The 3072-nt window shown below is 68.9% G+C and carries 2 protein-coding genes; both read right to left on the bottom strand.

The annotated features are described in order from the left end of the window. Positions 1 to 2459: type I polyketide synthase (locus ACFYW3_RS39110; protein WP_389389048.1), on the bottom strand; the 2459-nt coding region annotated here is incomplete at its 3' end. Positions 2460 to 2505: 46 nt separating this feature from the next. After that, on the bottom strand, positions 2506 to 3072 hold a 567-nt coding region (locus ACFYW3_RS39115; protein WP_389389047.1), incomplete at its 5' end, for an acyl carrier protein.

The raw sequence follows: 3072 nt of genomic DNA on the forward strand, positions 1-3072 counted from the left end.
CGAACCCGCTCCCGCAGATTCCGCACCCAATACCCGGCATCCAGACCAGCCGTGTCCATCCGCTCACCCGACACCGTCGAATAGAACGCCACCGACGACGACGCCGGCCGGATGTCCGCCAGCTCACGCAACAGATCCTCGGCCAGGACATCCACCTGCGCCGAATGGGAGGCGTAGTCCACCGCGATACGCCGCGCCCGGACACCGTCCGCCTCGCACGAGGCCAACAGCTCATCCAGTGCGTCGGGCTCGCCCGAGACCACGACCGAAGCGGGCCCGTTGACGGCGGCGACGCCGACACGGCCGTCGAAGGACGCGATCCGCTCCTCGACCTCCGACACCGGCAGGGACACCGAGACCATGCCGCCCTTGCCCGACAGCTTCTCCAACACCAGACGGGAGCGCACCGCAGCGACCCGGGCACCGTCCTCCAGGGACAGGCCACCCGCCACACACGCCGCGGCGACCTCGCCCTGGGAGTGTCCGATCACCGCGGCCGGCTCCACACCGAAGGAACGCCACACCGCGGCCAGCGACACCATCACCGCCCACAGCACCGGCTGGACCACGTCCACCCGACCCCACAACGGATCATCCGCCTCACGGAACACCACGTCCCGAAGCGACCAATCCACCAAAGGCGACAACGCACGCTCACACGCCACCATCGACTCACCGAACACCGGCGAAGAATCCCACAACTCCCGACCCATGCCGACCCACTGCGAACCCTGACCCGGGAACACGAACACCACACCGGTACCGGTGTCGCCGCTCCCCCGGATCAGTCCCGGCAGGTCGCCGCCGCCGGCCAGGGCATCCAGCGCGACAGCCCTGTTCTCATCCCGCGCGGCAAGCACCACGGCGCGGTATGCGAGCTTCGACCGGCTGGTGAGCAGCGAGAATCCGACGTCGACGGGTTCCAGGGCAGGGGTCTGGTCGAGGTGCGTCCGCAGCCGTTCCGCCTGCGCCCGCAGGGCGGACTCGTTACGACCGGAGATCACCCACGGCAGTACGGCAGAAGTGAAGCCGGAGATCGGCGGCTCTTCGCCGGCCGTTTCGGGCTCTGCCACCTCGGGCTCGGGTGCCTGCTCCAGGATGATGTGAGCGTTGGTGCCACTGATGCCGAAGGCGGAAACGCCGGCCCTGCGAGGGTGTCCCGTGTCCGGCCAGTCCTGGTGCTCGCTGAGCAGTTCCACCGCGCCCTGCGACCAGTCCACCTGGGTGGTCGGCCGTTCGGAGTGCAGGGACTTGGGCAGTATGCCGTGCTGAAGAGCGAGCACAGTCTTGATCACACCCGCCACGCCGGACGCGGCGGCGGTGTGCCCGATGTTCGACTTCAGAGCGCCGAGCCAGAGGGGCCTGCCGTCGTGCCGGTCCTGGCCGTAGGTGGCCAGGAGGGCCTGGGCCTCGATCGGGTCGCCCAGCGTCGTACCCGTACCGTGCGCCTCCACCATGTCCACATCGGCGAGCGTCAGACCCGCGCTGGCCACCGCCTGCCGGATCACGCGCTGCTGCGACGGACCGTTGGGCGAGCTCAGGCCGTTCGACGCACCGTCCTGGTTCACCGCCGAACCACGGATCACCGCCAGGACGGGATGCCCGTTACGACGCGCGTCGGAGAGACGCTCGAGCAGGATCACCGATGCGCCCTCGCCCCAGCCGATGCCGTCGGCGTCGTCCGAGAAGGCCTTGCACCGGCCGTCGACGGCCAGGCCGCGCTGGCGGGCGAACGATACGAAGGACGAGGAGGTGGCCATGACGGCAACACCAGCGACCAGTGCCAGCGAGCTGTCGCCGGCGCGCAGGGAGTGCGCGGCGGAATGCAGTGCCACCAGCGACGACGAACAGGCCGTGTCCACTGTGACGGCCGGCCCCTCGAGGCCCAGCACGTAGGACACCCGGCCGGACATCACACTGGCGGTACCACCAGTGGCCGCATACCCCTGTTCGGTCGGCGAGTTCATCAGCTTGACGGTGTGCTCGATGGCGCCGCCGCCGACGAAGACACCGGTACGCGTACCCCGCAGCGAATGGGGGTCTATGCCGGCCCGCTCGATCGCCTCCCACGAGGTCTCCAGCAGCAGCCGCTGCTGCGGGTCCATCGCCTCGGCTTCACGCGGCGAGATCCCGAAGAACGCGGCATCGAAGTCACCGGCTCCGCGCAGGAACGCACCTTCGCTGGCGTAGGTCTTGCCGGGTGCGTCGGGGTCGCTGTCGAAGAGGTCGGAGAGGTCCCAGCCCCGGTCGTCCGGAAAGGGCCCCATGGCGTCGACGCCGTCGATCAGCATCTGCCACAACTGCTCGGGCGAATCCACGCCACCCGGCAGTCGGCAGGCCATCCCGACAACCGCCAGCGGTTCCCGCGCCCTGCCCTGGGTCTCCTGCAGTTGTTGACGCGTCTGCTGCAGTTCTGTCGTGACCCGGCGCAGGTAGGTACGGAGTTTGTCTTCAGTCATCGGTGAACCCCACTCTGGAACAGTTGAAAGCCCGGCATCGGCCTGTTTAGGACACGCCCAGGTCACGGTCGATGTAGTCGAAGATCTCGTCGTCGGTGGCGGCGTCGAGATGGGTGGCGGTGTCCCTCTCGGCAGTGCCGAGTTTGGCGAGGAGGTCGCGCAGATGGTCGGCGATGTCCTCGCGAGCCCGTTCGTCCTGCGCGGTGCCGTCCAGCGCCTCGCCTATCCGGGTGAGCTCCCGCCTGATGTCCAGGACGTCGGCAAGACCGCCCTTGCCGTCCTTTCCGAGCTGTTCGTGGAGTCGAACCGCGAGTTGCTGGGGGTTGGGGTGGTCGAAGACGAGGGTGGCGGGCAGCCGTACCCCGGTGGCTGCGGCGAGCCGGTTGCGCAGGTCGACGGCGGTCAGCGAGTCGAACCCGAGGTCCTTGAACGGCTTCGCGGCCGTGATCTCCGCGGTTCCCGAATGGCCCAGGGCCTGCGCGGCCTCACTACGCACCAGCGTCAGCAACGCCGCCTGTTGTTCGGCTTGGTTCAGGCCGGCCAGGGTGGCCCGCAGCTCGGATCCGGCCGTGTCGTCGTCGGGAGCCTCGGAGGAGTCCTCCGCCAGAACACG

Source organism: Streptomyces sp. NPDC002602 (assembly GCF_042889445.1).
Lineage (GTDB): Bacteria > Actinomycetota > Actinomycetes > Streptomycetales > Streptomycetaceae > Streptomyces.